The organism is Oxalobacteraceae bacterium OTU3CINTB1, from assembly GCA_024123955.1.
Lineage (GTDB): Bacteria > Pseudomonadota > Gammaproteobacteria > Burkholderiales > Burkholderiaceae_D > Rugamonas.
The window spans coordinates 4,522,792-4,547,725 of sequence record CP099652.1; the positions used below are offsets into that span (position 1 = coordinate 4,522,792).

Annotated in this window: 21 protein-coding genes and 3 tRNA genes; 8 read left to right on the forward strand and 16 right to left on the reverse strand. The window is 63.2% G+C overall.

Going from position 1 to position 24,934, the window contains the following annotated elements; genetic code table 11:
• Nucleotides 1–27: 27 nt before the first annotated feature.
• From NHH73_19535 to NHH73_19555, 5 genes are all read right to left on the reverse strand, one after another.
• Nucleotides 28–1,557 carry an efflux transporter outer membrane subunit gene (locus NHH73_19535; protein ID USX24800.1) on the reverse strand — a complete coding sequence of 510 codons (1,530 nt, stop codon included), beginning with the start codon at nucleotides 1,555–1,557 and terminating at the stop codon, nucleotides 28–30.
• Between the two features lies 1 nt (nucleotide 1,558).
• Complete coding sequence (locus NHH73_19540) at nucleotides 1,559–4,744, reverse strand: efflux RND transporter permease subunit (protein USX24801.1); 3,186 nt, start codon at nucleotides 4,742–4,744, stop codon at nucleotides 1,559–1,561.
• 4 nt (nucleotides 4,745–4,748) lie between these two features.
• The gene (locus NHH73_19545) at nucleotides 4,749–6,005 is read right to left on the reverse strand and encodes an efflux RND transporter periplasmic adaptor subunit (GenBank protein USX24802.1); all 1,257 of its coding nucleotides are present in this window, start codon (nucleotides 6,003–6,005) and stop codon (nucleotides 4,749–4,751) included.
• A gap of 156 nt (nucleotides 6,006–6,161) precedes the next feature.
• Nucleotides 6,162–7,034, reverse strand: coding sequence for an alpha/beta hydrolase (locus tag NHH73_19550; protein ID USX24803.1), 873 nt, complete (start codon nucleotides 7,032–7,034; stop codon nucleotides 6,162–6,164).
• Nucleotides 7,031–7,246: a hypothetical protein gene (locus tag NHH73_19555; protein USX24804.1), complete on the reverse strand. Its 216-nt coding sequence runs from the start codon at nucleotides 7,244–7,246 to the stop codon at nucleotides 7,031–7,033. Before NHH73_19555 ends, NHH73_19550 begins: the two co-directional genes overlap by 4 nt.
• Before the next feature lie 155 nt (nucleotides 7,247–7,401).
• Here NHH73_19555 and NHH73_19560 point away from each other — a divergent pair, with 155 nt between their 5' ends.
• Together NHH73_19560 and NHH73_19565 are read left to right on the forward strand one after the other, a co-directional pair.
• Nucleotides 7,402–8,361: a LysR family transcriptional regulator gene (locus NHH73_19560; protein ID USX24805.1), complete on the forward strand. Its 960-nt coding sequence runs from the start codon at nucleotides 7,402–7,404 to the stop codon at nucleotides 8,359–8,361.
• The gene (locus NHH73_19565) at nucleotides 8,358–9,344 is read left to right on the forward strand and encodes a D-2-hydroxyacid dehydrogenase (protein USX24806.1); all 987 of its coding nucleotides are present in this window, start codon (nucleotides 8,358–8,360) and stop codon (nucleotides 9,342–9,344) included. The genes NHH73_19560 and NHH73_19565 overlap by 4 nt, the downstream gene beginning before the upstream one ends.
• Before the next feature lie 394 nt (nucleotides 9,345–9,738).
• Here the strand turns inward: NHH73_19565 and NHH73_19570 are convergent, their stop codons facing one another.
• The 4 genes from NHH73_19570 to NHH73_19585 all read right to left on the reverse strand — a co-directional run bounded on the left by NHH73_19570 (nucleotide 9,739) and on the right by NHH73_19585 (nucleotide 11,999).
• Entirely contained in the window at nucleotides 9,739–10,332 is a 594-nt protein-coding gene (locus NHH73_19570) for a YdeI/OmpD-associated family protein (GenBank protein ID USX24807.1), read from the reverse strand.
• Between the two features lie 10 nt (nucleotides 10,333–10,342).
• Nucleotides 10,343–11,488: an alpha-hydroxy-acid oxidizing protein gene (locus NHH73_19575; GenBank protein USX24808.1), complete on the reverse strand. Its 1,146-nt coding sequence runs from the start codon at nucleotides 11,486–11,488 to the stop codon at nucleotides 10,343–10,345.
• A gap of 186 nt (nucleotides 11,489–11,674) precedes the next feature.
• Nucleotides 11,675–11,751 (reverse strand) — tRNA-His (locus NHH73_19580).
• A gap of 171 nt (nucleotides 11,752–11,922) precedes the next feature.
• Nucleotides 11,923–11,999, reverse strand: a tRNA-Arg gene (locus tag NHH73_19585).
• Between the two features lie 147 nt (nucleotides 12,000–12,146).
• Here NHH73_19585 and NHH73_19590 point away from each other — a divergent pair.
• Nucleotides 12,147–12,608: a cache domain-containing protein gene (locus NHH73_19590; GenBank protein USX24809.1), complete on the forward strand. Its 462-nt coding sequence runs from the start codon at nucleotides 12,147–12,149 to the stop codon at nucleotides 12,606–12,608.
• A gap of 70 nt (nucleotides 12,609–12,678) precedes the next feature.
• Here NHH73_19590 and NHH73_19595 read toward each other — a convergent pair.
• The 3 genes from NHH73_19595 to NHH73_19605 form a co-directional block, all read right to left on the reverse strand.
• Nucleotides 12,679–12,755, reverse strand: a tRNA-Arg gene (locus tag NHH73_19595).
• Nucleotides 12,756–12,942: 187 nt separating this feature from the next.
• Nucleotides 12,943–13,173 (reverse strand): hypothetical protein, encoded by a 231-nt coding sequence (locus tag NHH73_19600; protein ID USX24810.1) that lies wholly within the window; start codon nucleotides 13,171–13,173, stop codon nucleotides 12,943–12,945.
• Nucleotides 13,143–13,352, reverse strand: a complete 210-nt coding sequence (locus NHH73_19605; protein ID USX24811.1) for a hypothetical protein — start codon at nucleotides 13,350–13,352, stop codon at nucleotides 13,143–13,145. The genes NHH73_19600 and NHH73_19605 overlap by 31 nt, the downstream gene beginning before the upstream one ends.
• Nucleotides 13,353–13,462: 110 nt before the next feature.
• On the opposite strand from NHH73_19605, the gene NHH73_19610 reads away from it, so the two are divergent.
• The 3 genes from NHH73_19610 (at nucleotide 13,463) to NHH73_19620 (ending at nucleotide 17,955) form a co-directional block, all read left to right on the forward strand.
• The gene (locus tag NHH73_19610; protein USX24812.1) at nucleotides 13,463–14,323 is read left to right on the forward strand and encodes a response regulator; all 861 of its coding nucleotides are present in this window, start codon (nucleotides 13,463–13,465) and stop codon (nucleotides 14,321–14,323) included.
• A 164-nt stretch (nucleotides 14,324–14,487) separates the two neighbouring features.
• Nucleotides 14,488–16,686, forward strand: coding sequence for an ATP-binding protein (locus NHH73_19615; protein USX24813.1), 2,199 nt, complete (start codon nucleotides 14,488–14,490; stop codon nucleotides 16,684–16,686).
• Between the two features lie 291 nt (nucleotides 16,687–16,977).
• A complete protein-coding gene (locus NHH73_19620) occupies nucleotides 16,978–17,955 on the forward strand; it encodes a diguanylate cyclase (GenBank protein ID USX24814.1) in 978 nt (325 codons plus the stop codon).
• An 83-nt stretch (nucleotides 17,956–18,038) separates the two neighbouring features.
• On the opposite strand, the gene NHH73_19625 is transcribed toward NHH73_19620, so the two are convergent.
• Complete coding sequence (locus NHH73_19625; GenBank protein ID USX24815.1) at nucleotides 18,039–18,455, reverse strand: hypothetical protein; 417 nt, start codon at nucleotides 18,453–18,455, stop codon at nucleotides 18,039–18,041.
• Between the two features lie 202 nt (nucleotides 18,456–18,657).
• Here NHH73_19625 and NHH73_19630 point away from each other — a divergent pair, with 202 nt between their 5' ends.
• Both NHH73_19630 and NHH73_19635 read left to right on the forward strand, forming a co-directional pair.
• Nucleotides 18,658–20,298 (forward strand): response regulator, encoded by a 1,641-nt coding sequence (locus NHH73_19630; GenBank protein ID USX24816.1) that lies wholly within the window; start codon nucleotides 18,658–18,660, stop codon nucleotides 20,296–20,298.
• A gap of 155 nt (nucleotides 20,299–20,453) precedes the next feature.
• Nucleotides 20,454–21,167, forward strand: coding sequence for a histidine kinase (locus tag NHH73_19635; protein USX24817.1), 714 nt, complete (start codon nucleotides 20,454–20,456; stop codon nucleotides 21,165–21,167).
• A 191-nt stretch (nucleotides 21,168–21,358) separates the two neighbouring features.
• Here the strand turns inward: NHH73_19635 and NHH73_19640 are convergent, their stop codons facing one another.
• The 3 genes from NHH73_19640 to NHH73_19650 all read right to left on the reverse strand — a co-directional run bounded on the left by NHH73_19640 (nucleotide 21,359) and on the right by NHH73_19650 (nucleotide 24,871).
• A complete protein-coding gene (locus NHH73_19640) occupies nucleotides 21,359–22,660 on the reverse strand; it encodes an FAD-dependent oxidoreductase (GenBank protein USX24818.1) in 1,302 nt (433 codons plus the stop codon).
• A gap of 53 nt (nucleotides 22,661–22,713) precedes the next feature.
• On the reverse strand, nucleotides 22,714–23,175 hold the full coding sequence (locus NHH73_19645; protein ID USX24819.1) for a hypothetical protein: 462 nt from the start codon (nucleotides 23,173–23,175) through the stop codon (nucleotides 22,714–22,716).
• 139 nt (nucleotides 23,176–23,314) lie between these two features.
• On the reverse strand, nucleotides 23,315–24,871 hold the full coding sequence (locus NHH73_19650) for a hypothetical protein (GenBank protein USX24820.1): 1,557 nt from the start codon (nucleotides 24,869–24,871) through the stop codon (nucleotides 23,315–23,317).
• Between the last annotated feature and the right edge of the window lie 63 nt (nucleotides 24,872–24,934).

Below are 24,934 nucleotides of genomic sequence, written 5' to 3' on the forward strand. Positions count from 1 at the left end.
GGTCCGCTTTTTCCATGGGCGCTCGGATTATTGCTGAGCGACCGCCGGCGCCGCCGGCGCACTGGCGGTACCGCCAGCGCTATCCCAGCCACCACCCAGTGCGCGGATCAGCGCCACGGTGGTCACCGCGCGCGTGCCGCGCAGCTGCACGGCGGTGCGTTCCACCGCCGCCAGGTTGCGCTGCGCGTCCAGCAGATCGAGGTAGCTAGACCGGCCGGCCGTGTACAGCTTCTGCGCCAGGTCGGCGGAACGGCGTGCCGACACCAGCGCCGCTTCCATCTGCGCGGTCTGACCGGCCAGGATACGCAGGCCGGCCAGGTTGTCTTCCACCTCGGCGAAGGCCACCAGCACGCTCTGACGATACGTACCGACCGACTCTTCCAGCGCCGCTTCGCTGCGCAGGATGTTGTTCTTATTACGGCCACCGTCGATGATCGGCATCGACATCAGCGCGCCAAGCACCCACGAACGGCTGCTCCATTTGAACACTTCGGCCACGGTGTCGGCCGACGAGCCGCCACCGCTCGCGCTCAACGTCAGCGCCGGGAACATAGCCGAACGGGCCACGCCGATGCGGGCGTTGGACGCCTCCATCGTGCGCTGCGCGGCGGCGATGTCCGGACGGCGCTCCAGCAGCGACGACGGCATGCCGGCCGGGATCACCGGCAGCAGCGCCGTGTCCAGCAGCGGCGTCACGCCGGCCGTGTAGCTGGCAGCCGGTTTGCCCAGCAAGACCGCCAGGGCATGCTCGGTCGTCACGCGCTGACGCTGCAGGCCGATGAACTCGGAGCGCGTCGTCGCCAGTTCGGTCTTGGCGCGCGCCAGATCGAATTCGCCGATGTCGCCCAGGTCGAAACGACGCTGGTTGACCTTGACGTCCTCTTCACGCGTTTGCACCGTGCGGTTCAGCGTTTCCAGTTCGGCGTCGGTGGCGCGCAGACGGAAGTACGTCTGCGCCACATCCGCTTGCACCGACAGCAGCACCGAGCGGTAGGTCGCCTCGATCGAGGCGGCGTCGCTGCGGGCGGCGCTGACGTTCGACGATACGCGGCCGAACAGATCGACCTCGTAGCTGGCGGTCAGGTTGGCGCTAAACAGCTTACCCGGCGGGACCTCGGTGCCGGTCGGCAGACCGAGCGAGGTCGCCGACTGACGCTGACGCTGGGCGCCGGCGTTGACGCCGACTTGCGGAATACGATCCGCTTCGGCCACGCCGGCGATGGCGCGGGCCTGCTTGACGCGGGCCGCCGCCACCGACAGGTTGGCGTTGGCGCGGGTGGCCTCGGCGATCAGCTCATTGAGGGCTGGGTCGTTGAAGGCCAGCCACCATTCGCCGCGCGGCTGCGCCTCGGCGGCTTGCGCCTGTTTCCAGGTGCTGCCGTCTGCAGCGGTTTTCACCGGCGTCGCCAGATCGGCGGCCGTTGGTGTTTGCGATTCTTTGAAGGCGGTCGGCACTTCCACCGCCGGCTGTTTGAATTCCGGCGCGGCGCATGCCGTCATCAGCAACGCTGCCAGTACCGGCGCCACACCTTTGGCGATCATTTGCAGCTTGTTCATATTAGTGGGTCCCTTCCAGTTTAGCCACCGCGCCGTCGCCGGCGACGGCAGGTTTTTTCTCCAGGCGGATCGCCAGGTTACGCAGCAGGACGTAGAACACGGGCGTCAGGAACAGGCCGAAGAAGGTCACGCCCAGCATGCCGGCAAACACCGCCACACCCATCGCATGACGCATTTCCGAACCCGCGCCGCTCGAGAACACCAGTGGCAGCACGCCCATGATGAATGCGATCGACGTCATCAGAATCGGACGCAGACGCAGGCGGCAAGCTTCCAGCGCCGCTTCGACCACGCTACGGCCCTGGTGTTCCAGTTCACGGGCGAATTCCACAATCAGGATCGCGTTCTTGGACGCCAATCCAACCAGCACGAACAGCGCGATCTGCGTGAAGACGTTGTTGTCGCCAGCCGTCAGCTTGACGCCGATCAGCGCGCACAGGATTGACATCGGCACGATCAGGATCACGGCCAGCGGCAGGGTCCAGCTTTCGTATTGGGCGGCCAGCACCAGGAACACCAGCAGTACGCACAGCGGGAACACATAAATCATCGTGTTACCGGACAGGATGTCCTGGTACACCAGTTCCGTCCACTCGTAGCCGATACCCTTCGGCAGAACCTCTTCGACGATCTTTGTCATTTCAGCCTGCGCTTCGCCCGACGACACGCCGGGAGCCGGTGCACCGTTGATTTCAGCGGCGACGAAGGCGTTGTAGCGTTGTACGCGATCCGGGCCATAGGTGTCCTTGACGCGCATCAGCGACGACAGCGGAATCATCTCGCCCTTATCGTTACGCACCTTCAGCTGGGCGATATCCTGTGGGTGCGAACGGAACTGCTGGTCGGCCTGGACGCGCACCTGGTAGGTACGGCCGAACTGATTGAAGTCGTTCACATACAGCGAGCCCAGATTGATCTGCAAGGTCTGGTAGATGGTCTGCAGCGGGATGCCCAACTGCTTGGCCTTGACGCGATCGACGTCTGCGAACAACTGCGGCACGTTGATCTGGTAGCCCGAGAAGACGCCGGCCAGTTTCGGATTGGTGGCGGCCTTCGCCTGCACCGCCTGAACGGCTTTGTACAGCGCGTCGTAACCCTGGTTCTCGCGGTCCTGCAGCATCAGCTTGAAGCCGCCGGTGGTACCGAGGCCGTTGACCGGCGGCGGTGGCAGCACCATCACGAACGCGCCTTCGATCGAACCCATACGCTTGTTCATTTCGGCGGCGATGCCTTCGGCCGACTGCTCCTTGCCGTGACGCTTGTCGAAGGCGCTCAGGCCGACGAAAACGATACCGGCGTTCGGCGCGTTGGTGAAGCCGTTGATCGACAGGCCAGGGAAAGCGATCGAGTTGTCGATGCCCGGGATGTCCTTGGCAATGTCCGACATCTTGCGGATCACGGCGTCGGTACGGTCCAGCGAGGCGGCGTCCGGCAACTGGGCGAAGCCGATCAGGTACTGCTTGTCCTGCGCCGGAACGAAGCCCGGTGGCACCAGCTTGAACATGAAGCCTGCCGCGACGGCCAGCACCGCGTAGACAACCAGCGAACCGCCCTTGCGCTTCAATACACCGGTCACGCCCTTTTCATAACGATCGGAAGCGCGGTTGAAGAAGCGGTTGAACCAGCCGAAGAAGCGGCCGAAGACCTTGTCCATGCCACGGGTCAGCGCGTCTTTCGGCGCATCGTGCGGTTTGAGCAGCGCCGCGGCCAGGGCCGGAGCCAGGGTCAGCGAGCTAAATGCCGAGATCACGGTCGAAATGGCGATGGTCAGCGCGAACTGCTTGTAGAACTGGCCGGACAGGCCCGAAACGAACGCGATCGGCACGAACACGGCGCACAGCACCAGGGCGATGGCGATAATCGGACCGCTCACCTCTTTCATCGCCTGGATGGTCGCTTCGCGCGGCGCCAGACCTTCGTGAATATTCCGTTCGACGTTTTCCACCACCACGATCGCGTCATCGACCACGATACCGATGGCCAGCACAAGGCCGAACAGCGACAAGGTGTTGATCGAGAACCCAAAGGCCAGCATCACGGCGAAGGTACCGACCACCGAGACGGGAACGGCCAGCAGCGGGATCACCGATGCGCGCCAGGTTTGCAGGAAGATGATCACCACCAGCGCCACCAGGATGATCGCTTCGACCAAAGTGTGGATCACGGAGCGGATCGACTCCCGCACGAATTGGGTCGGGTCGTATACGATGTCGTACGCGACGCCTTCCGGGAAATCTTTCGACAGGCGTTCCATCGTCGAGCGTACGTCGGCCGACAGCTGCAAGGCGTTGGCGTTGGGTGCTTCGAAAATAGGAATCGCGGCGGCCGATTTGTTGTTCAGCAGCGAGCGCAAAGCGTACGAGTTCGAGCCCATTTCCAGGCGCGCCACGTCGCGCAGGTGCGTCACGGCGCCGTCGCTATTGGTCTTGACGACGATGTCGCCAAACTCTTCTTCGCTTTGCAGGCGGCCGTGGGTATTGACGGTCAACTGGAAGTCGGCGCCCTTGCTCGGGCCCTGGCCGATCACACCGGCTGCCACTTGCACGTTCTGCTCGCGGATCGAATCGACGATGTCGCCGGCGGTCAGGTTGCGCTGGGCGACCTTTTGCGGATCGAGCCAGACGCGCATCGAATAGTCGCCGGCGCCGAACAACTGCACCTCGCCCATGCCGGGCAGGCGCGCCAGTTGGTCCTTGACGTTCAACACCGCGTAGTTACGCAGATACAGGTCGTCGTAACGGCCGTTCGGCGAGGACAGGTGGACCACCATCGTCAGGTTGGGCGACGACTTGACGGTCGTCACGCCGATCTGGCGCACCTCTTCCGGCAAACGCGGAAGCGCGCGCTGGACGCGGTTTTGCACCTGCGTTTCGGCCTGCTCGACGTTGGTGCCGATCTTGAAGGTGACGGTCAGCGCCAGCGCGCCGTCCGAGGTGTTTTGCGAGGACATGTAGAGCATGTTCTCGACGCCGTTGATCTGCTCCTCAAGCGGCGCGGCCACGGTTTCGGCGATGATCTTCGGATTCGCGCCCGGATACTGCGCGCGCACCACCACCGATGGCGGCACCACGTCCGGGTACTCCGAGATCGGCAGCTTGAAGATCGATATCAAGCCGGCGACGAAGATAATGATCGACAGTACGGCCGCGAAAATCGGCTTGTCGACAAAAAATCGGGAGATATTCATATTCTTATTCCTTGGAGGTGCCGGCCTTGGTGTTGGCGACGGCTACTTTTTCATCTTTTTTGGCGTCCGGCTTCGACTCCGGCTTGGCCACGTTGGCGGCCAGCGGATCGGAATCCATCGGCACCACGGTCGGCGTGATCGGCGCGCCGGGACGCACGCGCTGCAAACCGTTGACGACGATTTTCTCGCCCGGCTTCAGGCCTTCACGCACGACGCGCAGGCCATCGACCTGTGGGCCCAGCGTGACGGCGCGGTACTCGGCCTTGTTGCCGGCGCCGACCACGAACACGAACTTGCGGCTTTGATCGGTGCTGACGGCGCGCTCGTTGATCAGCAGCGTGGGCTTGGCGCCGGTGGTGCCGGCCAGCTGAACGCGGGCGAACAGGCCGGGAACCAGCGAGCCGTCCTTGTTGGCCAGGGTAGCGCGCATGCGCACCGAACCGCTGCGCGGATCGAGCTGGTTGTCGACGAATTCGAGCTTGCCTTCGTGCGGGAAGCCGGTTTCGTTGGCCAGGCCGATCTTGACGATGGCCGGTTGGCCCTTGTGGGCGGCGGCGCCGACGCGGAGGTAGGTATCTTCGTCGCCGTCGAAGGAGGCGTAGATGTTTTCCAGCGAGACCACGGAGGTCAGCACGGCCGACGCGTCGACCAGGTTACCGAGCGTGATTTCCGCTTTCGACACGCGGCCGTCGATCGGCGAGACCACGCGGGTGTAGGCCAGATTGAGCTTGGCCGCGTCGTACTGCGCCTGCGAGGCGCGGGCATCGGCGTCCAGCTGCTTCTGGTTCGACGCGCGTTCGTCGTATTCGCGCTGGGCGATGGCCTTATCGGCCAGCAGTTTTTCAGCGCGGTTCAATTCCAGCTTGGCCAGTTCCGCCTTGGCGCGCGCCGAACCGGCGGCCGCTTCGGCGCGATTGGCTTCGGCCTGGTATGGACGCGCATCGATAACGAACAACACGTCGCCTTTCTTGACCTGGCTGCCCGGCTTGAAGTTGATCGCGGTGATGAAGCCGCCGACGCGCGGGCGGATCTGCACCTGCTCGACGGCCTCCAGGCGACCCGAGAACTCCTGGGTCTCGGTGATGGTTTTCTCGACCACGGTGGCCGCCGAAATCGGTGGCCCGCCGCCGCCGGCCGCAGGCGCTTCGCTCTTGCCCTTGGCGTCGTCGCAACCCGTGAGGCCGAAAGCGGCCAGTCCCGCCAACGCCATAGCGGCGGCCAGCGGCCGGGCTACAGCGGTGAATTGTTTAATGTTTTTCATTTTTTATCCCTTTGTGCATGAAAATAATTAATAGAAATGGCGGCACCGGCTGCCTCAACGGAAATCGAGAAAACACGGTACTAGCGCCCCGCCGGCAAGCCAGTGGGGACGTGATTACAGATACTGCAAATGGTTAGGGTGGTGTACCCTGATGATCTATGAAGCTGGCGGCGTCTCCGACCGTTCCAGGTTAGTGACAAAGCTGGCGATTTCGCCCAGCGCGGCGCATTTGCACGCGCAGTCGTTGCGGGCGCCCGGATCTTGCAGGGGCTGCGGCGCCATTCTGATAACGGTGGTTTTGACCCCGCACGAAATCAGCTTGGCGCCATATTGTTCCGCCTCGTCGCGCAGCGGATCGTCCTCGGACGACAGGATCAGCGCGGGCGGCAGGTTTTTCAAACGGCTCGATTGCAGCGGCGACGCGTACGGGTGCGTGCGGTCGGCGGCGTTGGGCAGGTAGCCGCGGTAGGCCGCCGCGCAGGCGTCGGCCACGTCCAGCAGCTCCGGCGCCTGCTGCATCTCGCGCATCGAGCAGGTGGTCAGGCCCGGGTCCAGCATCGGCATGATCAGGATCTGGCCGGTCAGCGCCGGGCCGCCACGGTCGCGCGACATCAGCGCGCACACCGCCGCCAGATTGGCGCCGGCCTCGATGCCGGCCACCATCAGCTGCTTACCGGTCCAGCCGATTTTGCCCTTGTTCTTTTTGGCCCAGGTCAGCACCGCGTGGGCATCTTCCACCGCCGCCGGGAACGGGCGCACGCTCGCCAGCGTGTAGCCGGAGGCCAGCACCGCCATGCCCGGGTGGTCGTCGGCCAGGTGGCGCAGGAAGCTGTCCGCGTCTTCCAGGTCGCCGCCAACAAAGCCGCCGGCGTGGAAGAACACCGTCAGCGTATCGCGCTTGGCGCCGGCGTCGCCGCTGGTGTACAGGCGTGCCGGCAGCGGGCCTTCGGCGCCGCGCACCTCCAGGCTGCGGATCTTCAGGCGATCCGACAGCTCCGGCAGCGCTTTATCCTGTGGCTTGATGGTCACTGCCGCACCGTGCCAGTCGCGTCGGCCGACATCAGCGAGGTGTCGGCGCAAGCCAGCACCTCGCCGCTGGCCACTTCGGTCAGGGCACGAACGCCGCTCACTTCAGACTTCGCAGTCTGCGAGTAGGCATCGGTATAGACGACGCCCGCCAGCGCGAACGATGTCAGCGCGATCGCAACCGTTGCAAAAATTCCGTCCCGATATTTCATCATGATCCCCTTCCCGCGTGGTGTAACAACTTGCCTCTGCCCCGGAACAGCCCATGCTTTCCTTGGTGCAGTACAGCAATCTTAAACTTGTTCTACAATCCGATAAATAGCCTAAAGTCGAATTGATTGTTCAGCATTATGAACAATGGAGGTCATAAATGAATAAACTGCAAGCGATGGAAGTGTTCGTGAACGTGGTCGACTCCGGCGGCTTCACGCGCGCCGCCGACCAAATGCAACTGCCCAAGGCCACGGTCTCGACGCTGATCCAGTCGCTGGAGGCGTCGCTGGCGGTCAAGCTGTTGCACCGGACCACGCGGCACGTCAGCGTCACGGCCGACGGCGCCGCCTACTACGAGCGCTGCCTGCGCATCTTATCGGACGTGCGCGACGCCGAGGAATCGCTGTCGCGCACCCGCCTCAGTCCCAGCGGCCGGCTGCGGGTCGATGTGCCCACCGGGCTGGCCGGCAGCGTGCTGGTGCCGGCGCTGCCGGACTTCTTCACCCGCTATCCGGACATCCAGATGGAGATGGGCTGCAGCGACCGCGCCGTCGACCTGGTCGAAGAAGGCGTCGACTGCGCGGTGCGCGCCGGCCAATTGGTCGATTCGAGCCTGATCGCGCGACGCGTCGGCATCCTGCATTTCGTCACCTGCGCGGCGCCATCGTATCTGGAGCGCTACGGCCGCCCTTCCCACCCGGACGAATTGACGCGCCACCTGTGCGTTAACTATTTTTCATCGAAGACCGGTAAAATCATCGACTGGGACTTTTCGCGCGGCACCGAGCGGGTGCAGGTCGCCCTGCCCGGCCACATCGCCCTGAACGACACCAATGCCTACACGGCTGCGGGACTGGCCGGGCTGGGCATCGTGCAAATGCCGAATTTTTTGCTCGATCCCTTGGTCGCCGACGGCAGCTTCGAACAGGTGCTGCCGGAATGGAGCTCGGACTCGATACCGGTGCACGTGGTGTACCCACAAAACCGGCATCTGTCGGCCAAGGTGCGGGTGTTCGTCGAATGGGTCGCCGAACTGTTATCCAATCATCCAGGCATGCGCTTGCCGAAGGCACCACCACCGGCGGCGCGCGCCACGTCTTACGAGGTAGCCATATGACCGACGCTTTGACCGTCACTACGACCGACATCCACCGCATCGTTTTCCTCGACCGCGACAGCGTTATCGCCAACGTGCGCAAGCCGTCCTTTGCGCACGAGTGGAGTGAGTACCCGGCCACCAAGGCCGCCGACGCGGTGCAGCGCCTGCGCGATGCGCGCGCCACGGTCGCCATCACCAACAAGGTACCGTTGCGCGCCGACGACCTGGCGCAACTGCCGGATCTGAAGATGATCGCGGTGGCCGCCACCGGCACCGACATCGTCGATCTGCAGGCCTGCCGCGAGCGCGGCATCGTCGTCTCCAACATCCGCAACTACGCGGTGCACACGCTGCCCGAACACACCTTCGCGCTGATCCTGGCGCTGCGCCGCCAGCTGGTGGCCTACCGCGAGGACATCGAAGCGGGCCTGTGGCAAAAGTCCGAGCGATTCTGCCTGTTCGGCCATCCGATCTCCGACCTGGCCGGCAGCCGCCTTGGCCTTGCCGGCTATGGCGCGCTGGGGAAATCGGTGGCGCAGATCGCGCGTGCGTTCGGCATGGAGGTCGTGGTGTTCAACCGCTCGCCGGTGACCGATGAAGGCATCAAGCAGGTGTCGTGGGACGAGCTGCTGGAGACGTCGGATGTCCTTAGCCTGCACCTGCCGCTTAACGACAAGACCCGCAACATCATCTGCGCGAAAGAGCTGATACGCATGAAAAGCTCGGCGCTGCTGATCAACACCGCGCGCGGCGGCCTGGTGGACGAAGTGGCGCTGGCCGACGCGCTGCGCGCCGGCGTGATCGCCGGCGCCGGATTCGACGTGCTGACAAAGGAACCGCCACCGGAGGACAATGTGCTGCTCAACCTGCGGCTGCCGAACTTCATCCTCACGCCGCATTCGGCGTGGGCCAGCTCGCAAGCGATGCAGGTGCTGGCCGATCAGCTGATCGACAACATCGAGGCCTGGCAGGCCGGTACGCCAAATAATGTCATGGGCTAATGCCGACCATAACGAACGGAGAGTCCATGGCTCGCTCGACCAAACTGAGTTTGATAGCTGTTACCCTCATCTCGACAATCACGCTGGCCCTCCTGTCAGTATTTCGCGCTGATCTTGTTCGCCATCGCAGCTGTTTCGCATCGCCGGTCTGCTCTACGCAAGCTGAGGAATGCTCACATTAAAACCTAAGGATGCCACCTCTGATGAATCAGGCTTTTACCATTTCCGTGCCCCACCTTCACACTGAGCGGCTTACGCCTCGGGAATATCGTGTTGAAGAGTTACCTGCGTGAGCGTACTTGAAGCGGAGTTCGGCCATCAGCGGCCGGACAAGCAATATTAGAAAGCTTGAAATGCAAAGAAAATTGACTCACCAGCCAGGCTCTGCCAGCGTCTAGTCGTCCAAGCCCTTCCCACTCAAAATATCGGGAATGGCCTTCATCACCCGCGCGGTGCGTGTCTTCGACTGCTTGGCCGACGAAAAATGCAAAAGGTAAGCGCGCCGGCGGCCCGGCGTCAACGCCTCGAAAGCGGTTTTCAACTCCAGCATCTTATCGAGCTTGGCCTGGAATTCCTCGGGCACCGAAAACTCCTCGGTCTTTTTAAACTCGACCTTAACGCCGGAGGCTTCCACCTTCGCCGCCTGCGCGATATATGCCTTCAACACAGCTTTCAGCTTGCGGATTTCCTCGACGTTCTCGAAGCGCGCCTGCCGCGCCGCCTGCACATTGTCGGTCTGCTTGATCAGGATACCCTTGGCGTCCTTCAGCAACGCTCCCTTGAAAAACAGCAGCGCGCAATACCCCTTGAACGAGTGGATCAACACCACGTTCCGCCCTTCCAGCGTGTAGCACGGCGCGCCCCACTTCAAATCCTCGGCAAGCCCGCTATCGAGACAAATCGCCCGCAGCTCGCGCACCTCGTCCACCCAGTTCTTGAGCCGCTCAAAATAGGCATCGACTTTCGGATTCAGCGTGTGCTCTGTCATGGCTCGCCTCTTAATAGGTCCCGGGAAGAAGGATGTTGCGGTCGACATGCTGCAGATCGCGCAGTCCGCAGAAGGCCATCGTCAGATCGGCCTCGTTGCGGATGATCTCCAGGCATTTGCTCACGCCCTGCTCGCCCATCGCACCCAAGCCATACAGGAACGGGCGTCCAATATAAACGCCTTTCGCGCCCAGCGCCACCGCCTTGATCACGTCCTGGCCGGAGCGGATGCCGCCGTCCATATGCACCTCGATCTGCTTGCCGACCGCCTCGACGATGGCCGGCAGCGCGCCGATCGACGATTGCGCGCCGTCGAGCTGGCGGCCGCCGTGGTTGGAAACGATCAGCGCGTCGGCGCCACTTTCAACGGCCAGGCGCGCGTCCTCCGCGTCCATGATGCCCTTGATGATCAACTTGCCGCCCCAGCGCTGCTTGATCCACTCGACGTCCTTCCACGACAGGCTCAAATCGAACTGCTGGCTGGTCCACGACGACAGCGACGACATGTCCGAGACCGACGTCGCGTGGCCGACGATATTGCCGAAGCTGCGGCGCTTGGTGCCCAGCATGCCGAAGCACCAGCGCGGCTTGGTGGCGAGGTTGATCATGTTGGCGACGGTCAGTTTGGGCGGCGCCGACAGGCCGTTGCGCAGATCCTTGTGACGCTGGCCGAGCACCTGCAAATCCAAGGTCAACACCAGCGCCGAGCAGCGCGCGGCCTTGGCGCGATCAATCAGGCGGTTGATGAATTCGCGGTCCTTCATCACATACAACTGAAACCAGAAAGGCTTGCTGGTGTTGGCCGCGATGTCCTCGATCGAGCAGATGCTCATCGTCGACAAGGTGAACGGCACGCCGAATTTTTCGGCCGCCTTGGCGGCGAGGATTTCACCGTCGGCGTGCTGCATGCCCGTCAAACCGGTCGGCGCCAGGGCCACCGGCATGGCCACGCTCTGGCCGACCATGGTGCTGGCCAGTGTGCGGTTTTCCAGATTGACAGCGACTCGCTGGCGGAATTTAATTTTCGCGAAGTCTTCGTTGTTGGCGCGGTAGGTCGATTCGGTCCAGGAGCCGGCATCGGCGTAATCGTAGAACATGCGTGGAACGCGCTTCTTGGCCAGAACGCGCAGGTCTTCGATACTGGTGATGATGGTCATGCACACTCCTTGGACGGTGATCGACAAATCATCGGGCATTTTGGTGAAAATGCCAATAGCAATGTGGGCCAGCAATAGCGGCCCATGCAGGATAATCAAGGAGATGATTTTGGCGCGGCCGATAAGCGTGCGCCACAAAGCAAAAAGGCCTGAAGATTTCTCTTCAGGCCCTTCTACTTACGAATTTGGTGCGGCTGGCAGGAATCGAACCCACGACCCCTTGGTTCATAGCCAAGTACTCTATCCAGCTGAGCTACAGCCGCGAAAGACAACATTATAGCAGGGCAATCTCAAATCTAAAAGCTCCGGGAACAGAAATGTTCACACATTATTTCATAGCGCAGAGCCCGTGTAGAAATGGTGGACCTGACCCCGGAGTCGAAAAGAAAAAAGGCCTGAAGATCTCTCTTCAGGCCCTTCGTCTTACGAATTTTTGGTGCGGCTGGCAGGAATCGAACCCACGACCCCTTGGTTCGTAGCCAAGTACTCTATCCAGCTGAGCTACAGCCGCGAAAGACAAGATTATAGCAGCGTTTTTCTGATTGGAGAAGCGTTCCTTTTAGGAAATTCCCCTTTTGCCTCATACCAACTATTTATCTTTCCCCGGAACCGGGTCGCAATTATGATGAAGGACGATTTTTCATTCATGGAGACGACAATGAAACGCTTATTGCAGACGATAGTGATGATGACGGCCATCGCCGTGGGCAGCGCAGGGGCCGCCGACACCGAACGCGCCAACGCCAAGGACGCCGTGGCGATGGTGAAGAAAGTTATCGCCGATATGAAGAAGCTGGGCAAGGATAAAGTGATCCAGGAGATACAGGCGCAAAGCCCGCAATACCGCGACCGCGATCTCTACGTTTCGGTCGGCACCCTGGATGGCATGAGCCTGGCGAATGGCAATAACGCCAAGATGGCCGGCAAGAACATCATCGATTTGAAAGACCTGGACGGCAAACTGATCACGCGCGAGCGCATCGAGATCGCTAAAACCAAAGGTTCGGGATGGCAGGACTATAAGTGGCCCGATCCGGTGACCAAGGCCGTGCAGAAAAAATCGATGTACGTCGAACGCTATGAAGATATGACCGTCGCCTGCGGCATCTATAAGGACTGATCGCGATAATCGTCGCTGCAAAGCAAAAGGGCCTGAAGATTTCTCTTCAGGCCCTTTACTTACGAATTTTTGGTGCGGCTGGCAGGAATCGAACCCACGACCCCTTGGTTCGTAGCCAAGTACTCTATCCAGCTGAGCTACAGCCGCGTAGGCAACATTATAAAGCATTAATTTCGTTTTGCAAAGTTCGATTTTTTCTATCGTTTAGTTGGCTTGGGATGAACATCACCAAATCAACTTCTTTGCGCACAGCCATTTCATACCCCGTTGCACCTCTTCCAACCGGCATGCCGTTCGAAAGAAGCAGCATTATAGGGACACTTTCCCGACTTGTCTAGCCCACGCCGAATTCGGCCGCCGCCTTGGCCGACCACAACGCTTCGTTGTAGGAAGGATACGGTATGCCATAGCAATCGACCTGCCCGTCCTCCCCGATAAACTTCACCCACCAGCCCGCATCGTCGGAAATGATGCCGATATCGCCAGCCTTGCAGTGACTGGCAAGATGCTCGTTTTGCTCGAGTACAACAATATTTACTTTGCGGTGACGGACGACGGTAACCATGGCACACCTCCCTGTTTGCGGCCTCGGCCGCTCTGTACATAGTGCAGCAGTGTATCCCAAGCACCCCGCTCGACGCACTGCAACATAGACAAAAAATCCACCTTTTTCAGCTTATTCACCGCTGTGATCTCGATCATCATCAATAAAAATTTGCATTTGATGGCGCATTGCAGCATCATTGACTTGTCTCCTCTATTCTCCTCCAAGGAAATAGATTTAGCCCGCTCCTGTAGCGGGCTTTTTTTTTACCGTGTACGATTCGATCAGCTTTGCCTTTTCATAAGAACAGATGACAGATCATAAACAGGCCGTCCACAGCATGAATCGAACCGACACGTCTCCCTCCCCCGACTGGTCCCGCACCGCCCTGGGCGCACGCGACGGCTGGCCGCCCTGCCTGCGCTTGACGGTCGATATCCTGCTCAATTCGCCGCTGCCGATGGTGCTGATGTGGGGCCGCGAGCAAGTCATGGTCTACAACGACGCCTACGCCTCGCTGATCGGGCTGGCCAGCCTGCGCGCGCCCGGCGCCAACGTGCCGTCGATGCAGCCGGCCGCGTGGAGCTGGAACAGCGCCGCCATCCGCCAGGCCTGGGACGGCCACAGCGCCAGCTACCTGGGCAACAACCTGCCGGTGTGGCGCAACGGCGGCGTCGCCCAGCTGCCGCTGGACCTGTACTACACCCCGATCCGCGACGACAGCGACAACGTGGCCGGCATCCTGTGCGCGCTGTCGCCGTCGCAGGCGATCCAGGCGGCGCCCGCCGTTGCCGACAGCCGCCCCCTGCGCCTGCTGGTGGTCGAGGACAACGCCGACGCCCGCTACCTGGTGTGCGAGACCTTGCGCGCGCTCGGCCACGAGGTGCACCCGGCCGCCTCCGGCGAGGAGGCGCTGCCGGAATTGTCGCGCCAACCGTTCGACATCCTGTTCACCGACGTCAGCCTGCCCGGCATGTCCGGCGTCGACCTGGCGCGCCGCGCGCTGCAAGAGCGGCCCGGACTCGAGCTGATGTTCGCATCCGGCTACGGCGACGAACTGACGCGCCACCTGGAGTTTCCGGCAAGATCGTTGCAAAAACCATACGACATCGAACAACTGCAGAGCGCACTCGACCAAATCGCCCGGCGCCTGCGCGGAACGGCGCCGTGATAGCGCTACAACGACCAACAGGCCGCAGGCGATAGCGTCAACCGTGCGGTGCCGGCGTTAGCAAAGCGTTACAATGAAGACACCGTAAACCGTCAAGCGTTAGCCTGGCGACCCTGCGGCCGCCACCCTGGCGGCACAGGTCCCGCGGCAGCCTGAAGCGACACATGATTCTTCCCAACGAGCCCAACGACGTCCTACCCTCCGCCCCCCTGGCGGATGACGCCATGCTCACCACCGCGCAAAGCGCCCATGAGGAGTTGCTGAGCGCGCGCGAGGCGCTGCGCCAGAGCCAGCTCGAATTGCGCGCGCTGGCCAATTCCATGCCGCAGCTGGCATGGATCGCCGAGCAGGACGGCACCATGATCTGGTACAACCAGCGCTGGTACGATTACACCGGCACCACGCCCGAGCAGATGGCCGCCGGCGCCTGGCGCGACGTCTACGCCCCCGAGTGCCTCGACGCGATGGTCGACCTGTGGGAGCAATGCCGCGCCAGCGGCGCGCCGTTCGAGCTGGAAGTGCCGATCCGCAGCGCCGACGGCGAGTTCCGCTGGTTCCTTACGCGCGCCAACCCGGTTCGCGGCGGCAATGGCCTGATTCTGCGCTGGTTCGGCACCTGCACCGACGTCGACCAGGTCAAGCGGGCGCAGGAGGCCCTGCGCGATGAAACCGCCGTGCTCGAACTGGTCAACCGCACCGGCACCGCGCTGGCCTCCACCCGCGACTTGCATCCATTGCTGCAGGAACTGACCGACGCCGCCACCAGCATCAGCGGCGCGCGCTTCGGCGCCTTCTTCCACCAGGGCATCGACGGCGACGGCGCGGCGGCGCTGCTGCACACGCTGTCGAGCGGCGCGCCGGCCGGCTTCGCCGGCTTCGCCGAGCCGCGCGCGGCCGCCCTGCTCGGCCCGAACATGGGCGGCAAGGGCCCGGTGCGCGTCGACGACCTGCAAGCCGAGGCGCGCCAGGCGGTGCCCGGCCAGCCGCCGGTGCGCAGCTATCTTGCCGTGCCGGTGGCGCTGAGCTCGGGCGCGGTGATCGGCTGGCTGTGCTTCGGCCACCCGGAACCGGACATGTTTTCCGAGCGCACCGAGCGCATCATCGGCGGCGTCGCCGCCCAGGCCGCCATCGCGATCGACAATGCCCGCCTCTACCAGGCCACCCAGCAGGCGGCCGAGGAGCGCAAGGTGCTGCTCGACAGCGAACGCCAGGCGCGCGCCGAGGCCGAACGCACCAGCCAGATGAAGGATGAATTCCTCGCCACGCTGTCGCACGAGCTGCGCACGCCGCTGACGGCCATCCTGGGCTGGGCCCAGGTGCTGCGGCGGGGCAGCCGCGACCAGGCGGACCTGCACCGCGGCCTGCAGACCATCGAGCGCAATGCCCGCGCGCAGGCGCAGCTGATCGAGGATTTGCTCGACATGAGCAGCATCGCCTCCGGCAAGGTACAGCTGGAAATGCTGTCGCTGTCGCCGTCGGCCATTGCCGCCGCCGCCATCGAGACGGTGCGCCCGGCCGCCCAGGCCAAGCACATCCACCTGCACACCGAGTTCGAGGCGCTGGCCGGCATGGTCGCCGGCGACGCCAACCGTTTGCAGCAAATCATCTGGAACCTGCTGACCAACGCCATCAAGTTCACCCCGCACGGCGGCACGGTGACGGTCGGCGTGCGCCGCGAAGGCGACCAGGTCGCCATTTTCGTGCGCGACACCGGCATCGGCATCGCCCCGGGCTTCATCGCCCATGTGTTCGAGCGCTTCCGCCAGGCCGACGCCACCACCACCCGCCAGCATGGCGGACTGGGACTGGGTTTATCGATCGTCAAGCATCTGGTCGAGCAGCACGGCGGCACCGTCAGCGCCGAGAGCGGCGGCGAAGGCCTGGGCGCCTGTTTCACGGTGCGCCTGCCGCGCCGCACCGGCAAAAACGAGGCGTCGGGCGCCGACGGCGTGCGTTCTGCTGCAACGCATGATTTATCCGGCTTGCAAGTGTTGGTTGTTGACGACGAAGACGACGCCCGGGAGTTGATCAAACGCATACTTAATGACTGCAATGCCGACGTGCTGACCGCCGCCACCGCCACCGAAGCGCTCAGTTTGCTTCAGCACGCGCGGCCCGATTTGATGGTCAGCGACCTCGGCATGCCGGAGGTCGACGGCTACGGCCTGCTCGACCGCATCCGCGCGCTAGGCCCGGCGCACGGCGGCAATCTGCCGGCCATTGCGCTGACCGCGTTCGCGCGTTCGGAGGACCGGGTGCGCGCCCTGTCGAGCGGTTTCATGGCCCACATCTCCAAGCCCGTCGAGCCGAGCGAGCTCATCTCGAAAGTGGCCGCCATGGGCGCCGCGCACCGCCACGCGTGATATCCTCTGGTCAAGACAGGAGCGCAGCCGATGGCAAGCAATACACGAAAGTAAGCATTATTTCCACACGGTACATATTCCCTCCTACTTTGAGACGCGGCACTGTCCTACAAGCAATCCGCAGAAGGCTTGTTACACTACAAAAATTCGCCGGATAGGGTTACAATTATTTCCGTACAGCAATAAGTTACAGATGTGTGCGCCGCAGCACGGCGGTTTGCTATATTATCGATTTATTATGGGCGTTTTCCCGGCCATCCCGGCCGTTTTAAGAGACAGACAGAGACAAATATGCCGAGCCGAGACGAAATTCTGCACGCCAAGATCCTGGTGGTGGATGACAGTGCCGACAACGTCGACCTGATGCTGGAGATCCTGCGCGAAGCCGGTTATACCAATGTCGCGTCGACGATGCTGCCAGAACAGGTGTGCCCGATGCACCGACAGCAATGCTACGACTTGATTTTGCTCGATCTGCAAATGCCGGGGCTCAATGGTTTCCAGGTCATGAAGGGCTTGAAGGAAATCGAACAAGGCGGCTACCTGCCGGTGCTGGCCCTGACCGCCCAGCCGAGTTTCAAGATCGCCGCGCTGGAAGCGGGCGCGCGCGACTTCATCAGCAAACCGTTCGACCTGCTCGAGGTGCACAAGCGCATCCACAACATGCTCGAAGTGCGCCTGCTGTACAAGGAACTGGCGCAATATAGCCGCCAGCAGCAGGAACTGGCGCTGCACGATCCGCTGACCGGGCTGCCGAACCGCCGCCTGCTCGAGGACCGCATCGCCACCGTGCTGCAGCACGCCACGCGCCAGCAGAACAAGGCCGCCGTCATGTATCTGGACCTGGACGGCTTCAAGGCCATCAACGACACCCACGGCCACGCCACCGGCGACGACATCCTGAAAATGGTGGCGCAGCGCCTGGTCGGTTGCGCCCGCAAGGAAGACACCGTGGCCCGCGTCGGCGGCGACGAATTCGTCATCGTCATGGGCAACATCGCCCACCTGGGCGACACCCAGGAGCCTGCCAGCAAGCTGATCGAGGCGGTCTCCGAGCCCTACCTCATCAACGGCCTGACCCTGCAGCTGTCGACCAGCATCGGCATCGGCATCTTCCCGGACGACGCCGACGCGGTCGCCTCGGTGATCGCGATGGCCGACGCCGCGCTGTACGAGGCCAAGCGCTCCGGCAAGAACCGCAGCTGCACCGCGCAAACCTTGCGCAACCAGCCGACACGGCAACACGTCAGATCGCCGGCGCCGGCCTGAAAGCCACGCGGTAAAAAAAAGGGCGGGTGATATACCCGCCCTTCTTCTATTGCACGGGACAAACCCGTGCTGATTCTGCGCGGTTAATGCGCGGTGGCTTTTTGCTTGCCGGCCTTGCCGCCCTCGTCAACCTCGCCGGCGTGCTGATGGTCGGCTTTGGCGTTGACCATATCCGGCGGCACTTCGATGCGTGTGATGCCCGAATCGACCGACACCGGATCGCTGGCCGGGAACGTCATCTCGATGCCGCCATCGAGCAGCGTTTCCTTGGCCTGTTCTTCCGGCGTTTCCTGTTCGTGGTCGGCCAGGGTGGCGATGGCTTGCGCCCACTTGACGAACTCCAGCTTGGACAGGTCGCGCACGCTGTGCACGTCGAAGGCCTGGGCCAGCGCTTTGGCGTCCTTCGGGCTGATGCCGCGCAGGGCGCTCACCGGCGCTTCGGCCAAGGCCCGGAAACTCAGCCCTACATATTCCTTGTCGACGATGGTATCGATATTCATGATGTTTTCCTTTAGTGGGGGTTACAACTCCACTGTGACAGCCGCGCCACGGCGGGTCTGTGCGCAATCAAACATTGGCGTGGTGGCGCCACGGGACCGCTTCGATTGCCGGTTGAGGTTTTGACATTCATATAGGCAATTGCTATGATCCGCAGGTGCTTCTCTGGCTGCGTTCACGCCGCGAAGATTTCGCAGTATCAGCATGAGCAGAGACCCCGTGCCTAAAATAGAAAAACCAAAGATCCTGGTCGTCAATGACGACGCGAACAGCCTGTTCGCGCTGACCAGTTTGCTTGCCCAATGGGCCGAGCAGGAATCCTATGAGGTGCTGGCGGCGCGTTCCGGACAGGAAGCGCTACGCCAGGTGCTGATGCACGACTTCGCCGTCATTCTGCTGGACGTCAACATGCCCGGCATGGACGGCTTCGAGACGGCCGAGGCGATCCACCAGCGCGCGCGCTCGGCCGACATCCCGATCATCTTCATCACCGCCTTCCTCGCGGACGAGCTCGATCGTTTGAAGGCTTACCAGCGCGGCGCCGTCGATTTCCTGTTCACGCCGGTGATTCCGCAGATCCTGTACGCCAAGATCGCCGTGTTCGTCGCGCTGGCGGTCAAGAACGAGGAATTGAAAAAGCAGGCGCGCCAGTTGAGCCAGCGCACCACCGAACTGACCGCCACCAATAAGCGGCTGACGCGCGAGATCGAGGACCGCCAGGTGGCGGAGCGGCAAAACCATGCCAAGGACGAGTTCCTGGCGATGCTGGGCCACGAGCTGCGCAACCCGCTCAGCGCCATCAGCAGCGCCGCCTCACTGATCGGCCTGCCTGGCGTGTCCACCGACGGCGTGCAGCGCGCCAAGAAAATCATCCAGCGCCAGAGCCAGCACCTGGGCCGCATCGTCGACGACCTGCTCGACCTGTCGCGCGCCATGTCCGGCAAGATCCTGCTCAACCGCGCGCCGCTGGACCTGTCGGCGCTGGTCGCGCACACGCTCGAAACCTTCCGCGCCACCGGCCGCAGCGGCGACTACCAGCTGATCCAGGACCTCGATCCCGGCTGGATCGAGGGCGACCCGACCCGCCTCGAGCAAATCGCCAGCAACCTGATCGACAATGCCCTGAAATACACCCCGCCAGGCGGCCGCATCGAGGTGCGCACCTGGACCGAAAACGACGACGTCGTGCTGAGCGTGCGCGACACCGGCGTCGGCATCTCGGCCGACCTGCTGCCGCACGTGTTCGACGTGTTCGTCCAGGGCTCCAGCACGCTGGACCGGGCGCAAGGCGGCCTGGGCATCGGCCTGTCGCTGGTGCGCCGCCTGACCGAACTGCACGGCGGCAGCATCGAGGCCGAAAGCAAGGGTCCGGGCGGCGGCAGCACCTTCACGCTCAGGATGCCGCGCATCGAGCACCAGCTCGAGCCCGCGCCGCCCCCTGCACCCGCCGCGCAAGACCGCGAACAGGGCAAGCCGAGCGTGCTGCTGATCGAAGACAACGAGGACGGCCGCGAAATGATGGCCATGATGCTCAGCTGCTATGGCTACGAGGTACAGTACGCCGAGGACGGCCTGCGCGGGCTGGAGGTGGCGGCGCGCTTCCGGCCGGACCTGGCGCTGGTCGACATCGGCCTGCCCGGCATCGACGGTTACGAGGTGGCGCGGCGGCTGCGCGCCGACCCGTCCACGCGCGATATCAAGCTGATCGCGCTGACCGGCTACGGCCTGGCCGAGGACCTGCGGCGGGTGCTCGACGCCGGTTTCGACCGCCATCTGGTCAAGCCGGTCGACATCGATCACCTGATGGAAGTGATCGGCAGCTGCACCGAGCTGCCGGTCAAATAAGCCATCGATAATCGGTGAAAAAGCGCCGTCGCCGGCCGCGCCGCGTGCGCCATGCTTTGCGAAGCTCGGGTATTATCCGAACACGATAAGTCTGCCGGAAAAAAAGCGGTTACCCACCGCAACTCCGGTCCGCTAACATCACTTCAGAGAAAACCATGTCCTTACCGGCTCCACAAGAACATCAGGACGCGCTGCGCAGCGCGGATTTGAGCGAACTGCTCGGCCACGTTCATACGTGTTGGGATAACGAAAGGCGTTCGCTGTCGCGCCAGCTGCACGACAGCCTGGGCTCGTCGCTGACCGCGCTGACCATGCATCTGGGGTTACTGATGCAAAAGATGCCGCAGGAGCCGGCGCTGCAGGACCGCGCCGCGCACATGAAGCAGCTGCTGATGCAGATCGTCGAAACCAACCGCCAGATGCAGCTCAAATTGTGGAACGACAAGCTGGAGTTCCTCGGCGTGCGCGTGGCCCTGGGCGAGCTGGTCGAGCAATTTGGTGAACAGCAGAAGATTGTCGCCCGCTGCAGCCTGCCGGATGACGAACTCGATTGTCCGCGCAGCCATGGCATCGTGCTGCTGCACACTTTGGAAGAAGCGCTGCGCAACATCGCCACCCACGCCAAGGCCACCGAGATCGACGTGATTGTCGACGACAACGAGGACGAGGTGATGCTGACCGTCAAGGACAACGGCGTGGGCCTGGGTGGTCCGACGGCGGCGGCGCCGGGCCAGGCGGCCGGCAAGTACGGCCTGCGCATGGCGCGCGAGCGCGCCGCCTACCTGGGTGGCACCTTGACCCTGGCGGCAGGCGCCAACGGCGGCGTCGTGCTGACGATGATCTTGCCGAAGCCGGTCAACGCGACGTAACGCGACACGTGGCCACCGCGCGGCGGCCACCGGCGTTTAAACCATCTAAACCACGTAGGGCGGATTAGCGAAGCGTAATCCGCCAATGCATGTGTTGCCAGCGGCTCATAGATGGCGGATTACGGCGTTCCGCCTAATCCGCCCTACGTGTCTACGAATCTCCGAGGTCACGCAAACACCTCAACCCCGGCTCAATGCAACTTGACCAGCGGCGTGCTGCGCTTGATCAGGAAGCGTGCCAGCGCCAGCACCCCGGTCCGTATCGTCCCCAGCACCGCCTGGTGGTGCATCAAATGCAAACTGGTGTACATCAAGCGTGCCACAAAGCCGTCGACAAACCAGCTCAAGCCCTTCAGCGATCCCATCAAGCTCCCCACCGAATTGGTCTGCCCGAACGACACCAGCGAGCCATAATCGCGGTAAACATACGGCGTCGAGCGCGGCGGCTTGCCCTTCTGCTGACGCACGAAAGTGGTCAGCAGATAATCCGCCTGCTGGTGCGCGGCCTGCGCGCGCGGCGGCACCAGCTTGCCGTCCGGACCGGCGCACGCGGCGCAATCGCCCAGCGCATAAATATAGTCGAAACCCTTCACGGCCAGATCCGGACCGACATCGATCTGTCCCGATTTCACCGTCGGCAACCCCAGCTCCTTGAGGAAATCCGGCGCCTTGATGCCGGCCGCCCACACCACGATCTGCGCCGGATAGGAAACTTCCCCGGCGCTGACCTGCGTGGCCGAAATCGCCGTCACCCGCGTATTGGTGACCACGGTGACCGCGCGCTGATGCAGCAGTTCCAGCGCGGCCGTCGACACCTTCTCCGGCAGCGGCGCCAGAATGCGCGGCGCCCCCTCGATCAGGGTGATGCGCACGTCGCGCTCGGCCTGCAACTGGCGGAAACCGTAGGCCGCGTAGACGCCGCTGGCCTCGCGCAATTCCGCCGCCAGTTCGACGCCGGTGGCGCCGCCGCCGATGATGACGACATCGACGCCGGAATCCGGCTGCGCGCTCTTTTTCAGCGACGCAAGGGTCAACAGCTTGAGCAGGGTGAGGCGGAAGCGCTCGGCGTCTTCCGTCGCATTCAGGGAGATGGTATGTTCGGCCGCACCGGGCACGCCGAAATAATTGGAGGTGCTGCCAACCGCCAGCACCAGCGAGTCGAAGCGGATCTGCCGCGCGGGCAGGATCAGCTCGTTCGTCGGCTCGAGGCCGCGGATGGCGCCGACCGTCAGCAGCCGCTGCGCGGCGTCGAGCGCCACCATCGGACCATAGGCAAATGTAAAGCCATTGTCGTGCGCCAGCATCTGGTACGACAAGCCTTCCTGATGCACATCGAGCGTTCCGGCCGCCACCTCGTGCAGCGACGGCTTCCAGATATGGTAGAGCCGGCTATCGACCAGCATCACCGCTTCCGGGCCCAGTTTGCGGCCCAGTTTGCAGGCGAGCTCAAGCCCGCCCGCGCCGCCGCCTACAATGACTATTTTGCTATGCAAATGTTTCTCCCGTGGCGGCGGCCTGCACCGCATTGTCCTGTGAGCCGTCGCGATTAACGGTCGCGACCGTTGCCGTTGCCGTGACCATTGCCGTGGCCCTTGCCATGGCCCTTGCCGCGGTCGTCGTCTCGGTGATCGTCACGACGGTCGTCGCGCCGGTCGTCCCGGCGGTCGTCATGGCGGCTGCGATACGCCGGCGCATATTGGTTGTTATACCAGCTATCTTGAACAAAATACACTGGTTGGCCGCAGGCATTGTACGCGCCGCAGTGCTTGGACCACTTCTTGGCGTGTCCAGGCGGCACGCGCAGATAGATCGGCGCGCGCTCTACGTAATGGGTCGGACGCTGGATAATCAGCGGCTCCCGATAAATCACTTGCGGCTGCGGATAATCACCGATGTCGATGCGGCCGTAAAAGCCAGGCTGGCCGATGTTGACCGAGACGTTGGTGGTGCCGGCGAAGGCGCTCGCGGACAAAGCCAGCAAGCTGGCCGCAATGAGTTTGGCGTTCATGATGTGCCCCATATTGTTATTTATTGCCGAGCGAAGTTGCTCAGGGAACATAATAACAAGCGTGGAGCATTACTTCCGTTCGCCAACGTACATACGTTTTTGCAAGTTTGGCTTCGAAGCAAGCCGGCTCGGCGGCCGCTCAGCGCAACTCGGCGTCGAGTTGGCGGATCGCCGTCTGCGCCTGCGTGATTACGCGGTCGGCGATGCGCTGGCGCATGCCGGGCACGCGCGCGGCGGCCTCCGCCTCCAGCAACAGCGGCGTGAGCAATTGCAGCGCGGAGTCGTGGAAGCCCTGCGCGACCAGGGTCAGCTGGTCGTTGAACGATTGCTCGGCCGCCTGCAACTGCTTGCGCAATTCCTGCTCGAACGCGGCGCGCTTGTCGCGGATTTCCGTGCGCTTGCGCTTGCCGCCATCGGTGAACCATTTAAAGGCCCCCGCCAGCAGCACCGCGCCGCCGACGAACGGGGCCGCCGGCGCCACCACCGGCAACACCACCGCGGCGCCAATCAGGTAGGCGGCCGTGCCGGTGCCGGCAGCTACCACCGCCCCGCTCATCAAGGTGACGTTGGCCGCCGTGTCGACCTTGTTGACCAGGCGCGTGCCGATGCGCAGGCGCGGCATCAGCTTGGCCAGGGTCGAGTGGTGCTGCCGCTGGAACACCGACGACTGGTTGAGCCGCATCGCCGACTGGAACAGGCGCAAGTCCTCCTGCAGCAAGTGCAGCGACTGCTCCTTGCGGCGCACGATGCGGTCCAGGCGCCGCTCCATCTCCTGCCCGAACTGCTGGCGGCCGATGCTGGCCCAGACCTCCTCCTCTTTCCACTGATCGGTATTGAGGCGGTCGCCAATGGCCAGCTCGATGGCGTTGCCGGCGTCATGGACGGCGTCGTCGATCTCCTCGGCCAGCAGCCGGCGCTCATGGGCGATGCGCTGGTCGACCAGGGTCAGACGTTGCAGCACCTGGCTTTTCAGATCGTTGGCCGCGCTCACCAGGGTGGCGGCCGTGGCCTCGCCCATCGACAGCAGGCGGGCCTGGTCCAGATAAGCGCTGATGTCGCTGGTGATCGACGCGGTGGTGCTGACCACCAGCTGCCGCAACTGATCGTGGTCGATATCGCCCGACTGGAAATTGCGCGCGTGCTCGACCAGCTCCGGCTGGCCGGCGTTGCGGCCGAACTCGGCGACGGTGTCGGCCAGCGAGCGCCCGCGCACCAGACGCCGCGCCTGCTCGCCGAGGTTGGCGAGGATGCCGCGCTGCTCGGTCACCGGCAATTTATTCAAGTCGTCGGGCGACAGCCGCACCGCCAGCGCCTTGGCCAGCCGTTGCGCCAGCAGGCGGGCGTCGCCGCCGTGCAGGGCCAGCAGCGGAATCGTCATGGCCAGCGCGTTCTCACGGGCGGCCTGGTCGATGCCGGCGCAGCTGCGCGCCAGCGCGTTGAAGGCCCAGTCGACGTCGATGCCCGACTCGATGGCGTTGAGCACCAGCGCGGTGAACACGGCCGACGATTTGCCGTCGCCGGCGATGTCGGTGACGGCGGCGAACTGCGCCAGGGTGAGGCTGCCCTCGTTGCCGGCGATGGCGCCGACCGCGCGCGCGTACGCCGAACTGAAGCTTTGGTCCGACGACAGATGCTCGTCCAGCGAGCGGACGCTCACAACGTGGGCGGTCGGTGGAGTACCGTGGTGACTATTCACACTTGCTCCGATTCATAAAATTACCTGGCCACGATTTTAACTGAAGCGCAGCCGCGACGCGTG

Bases quoted from the DNA above. Each gene is read 5' to 3' on its own strand.
- NHH73_19615 (USX24813.1), top strand. From the start codon at position 14,488: ATGATTCTTCCCAACGAGCCCAACGACGTCCTACCCTCCGCCCCCCTG.
- NHH73_19635 (USX24817.1), top strand. From the start codon at position 20,454: ATGTCCTTACCGGCTCCACAAGAACATCAGGACGCGCTGCGCAGCGCG.
- NHH73_19610 (USX24812.1), top strand. From the start codon at position 13,463: ATGACAGATCATAAACAGGCCGTCCACAGCATGAATCGAACCGACACG.
- NHH73_19625 (USX24815.1), bottom strand. From the start codon at position 18,455: ATGAATATCGATACCATCGTCGACAAGGAATATGTAGGGCTGAGTTTC.
- NHH73_19540 (USX24801.1), bottom strand. From the start codon at position 4,744: ATGAATATCTCCCGATTTTTTGTCGACAAGCCGATTTTCGCGGCCGTA.
- NHH73_19560 (USX24805.1), top strand. From the start codon at position 7,402: ATGAATAAACTGCAAGCGATGGAAGTGTTCGTGAACGTGGTCGACTCC.
- NHH73_19555 (USX24804.1), bottom strand. From the start codon at position 7,246: ATGATGAAATATCGGGACGGAATTTTTGCAACGGTTGCGATCGCGCTG.
- NHH73_19565 (USX24806.1), top strand. From the start codon at position 8,358: ATGACCGACGCTTTGACCGTCACTACGACCGACATCCACCGCATCGTT.
- NHH73_19570 (USX24807.1), bottom strand. From the start codon at position 10,332: ATGACAGAGCACACGCTGAATCCGAAAGTCGATGCCTATTTTGAGCGG.
- NHH73_19620 (USX24814.1), top strand. From the start codon at position 16,978: ATGCCGAGCCGAGACGAAATTCTGCACGCCAAGATCCTGGTGGTGGAT.
- NHH73_19630 (USX24816.1), top strand. From the start codon at position 18,658: ATGAGCAGAGACCCCGTGCCTAAAATAGAAAAACCAAAGATCCTGGTC.
- NHH73_19575 (USX24808.1), bottom strand. From the start codon at position 11,488: ATGACCATCATCACCAGTATCGAAGACCTGCGCGTTCTGGCCAAGAAG.
- NHH73_19545 (USX24802.1), bottom strand. From the start codon at position 6,005: ATGAAAAACATTAAACAATTCACCGCTGTAGCCCGGCCGCTGGCCGCC.
- NHH73_19600 (USX24810.1), bottom strand. From the start codon at position 13,173: ATGGTTACCGTCGTCCGTCACCGCAAAGTAAATATTGTTGTACTCGAG.
- NHH73_19645 (USX24819.1), bottom strand. From the start codon at position 23,175: ATGAACGCCAAACTCATTGCGGCCAGCTTGCTGGCTTTGTCCGCGAGC.
- NHH73_19590 (USX24809.1), top strand. From the start codon at position 12,147: ATGAAACGCTTATTGCAGACGATAGTGATGATGACGGCCATCGCCGTG.
- NHH73_19535 (USX24800.1), bottom strand. From the start codon at position 1,557: ATGAACAAGCTGCAAATGATCGCCAAAGGTGTGGCGCCGGTACTGGCA.
- NHH73_19605 (USX24811.1), bottom strand. From the start codon at position 13,352: ATGATGCTGCAATGCGCCATCAAATGCAAATTTTTATTGATGATGATC.